General features: G+C 60.9%; 1 protein-coding gene. It reads right to left on the minus strand.

The genetic code is table 11. From position 1 onward, the window contains the following. Positions 1-79: 79 nt before the first annotated feature. Entirely contained in the window at positions 80-943 is an 864-nt protein-coding gene (locus tag ACW9JE_RS30810; protein WP_224535309.1) for an MBL fold metallo-hydrolase, read from the minus strand. Between the last annotated feature and the right edge of the window lie 209 nt (positions 944-1152).

Consider the following 1152-nt stretch of genomic DNA (forward strand, 5'->3'; position numbering starts at 1 on the left):
CGCGATATTCCTGACACCGATGTCATTCAGGTCGATCGCTGACGCAGCCTCGCGGTGCTCGTCAGCTGCTACAAGAGAATCAGAATTGATTCAGGGGGATTTTCAGATAGGTAACGCCGTTGTCTTCCGCCGGCGGCAGATTCCCCGCCCGCACATTGACCTGAATCGCCGGCAGCAGCAGCGTCGGCATGCCCAACCCCGCATCGCGCTGGGTGCGCATCGCAACGAACGCCGCTTCATCGACGCCATCGCGCACATGAATGTTGTTTTTGCGCTGTTCGCCCACGGTGGTCATGCACTGCGGTGCGCGGCCTTCAGGCGGGTAATCGTGGCAGACGTAGAGGCGCACGCTGGCGGGGAAGGCCAGCAGCTTGTGAATCGAGGCATACATCTGGTTGGCATTGCCGCCGGGAAAGTCGCAGCGCGCGGTGCCCACGTCCGGCATGAACAAGGTGTCGCCGATCAGAATCTGCTCACCGTCGATCAGGTAGGCCATGTCCGCCGGGGTATGCCCGGGCACATGCAGGGCGGTGGCCTTGAGGTTGCCGATCATGAACGACTCGTCGGGGGCGAACAGGTGATCGAACTGCGAGCCGTCGATGCAGAATTGCGGCTCCAGGTTGAACAGCGTCTTGAACACGTTCTGCACCTTGCAGATCGACTCGCCGATGGCAATCTTGCCGCCCAGCTCCCGACGCAGGTACGGCGCGGCGGACAAGTGATCGGCGTGGGCGTGGGTTTCCAGTAGCCATTGCACCTGCAGACGGTGCTGGCGCACGAAGGCGATGATCCGGTCGGCCTGCACGGTGGTGGTGCGCCCGGCGGCGGCGTTGTAGTCGAGCACCGGATCGACGATCGCGCATTGCCCGCCATCGGCTTCGTGGATCACGTAACTGTAGGTGGACGAGGCTTCGTCGAAAAAGGCTTCAATCAAGGCAGGCATGTTGACGGTTTCTGTCATGGGCAAGCCAAGAGGTTAGATTCATTTTCCCATTGCTGACCAGTCCCCCTCTCAATTCTGCGTCAATCAAGCCGACACAAGATCCCTGTAGCAGCTGTCGAGCTTGCGAGGCTGCGTTCGGCGGCGCAGCCGTCGCAAAACCTGAGTGCGAGGTTTACCTGAAACACCGCGTCAGCTGATTTCACGACTGC

It is taken from the genome of Pseudomonas sp. SDO55104_S430 (assembly GCF_054070595.1).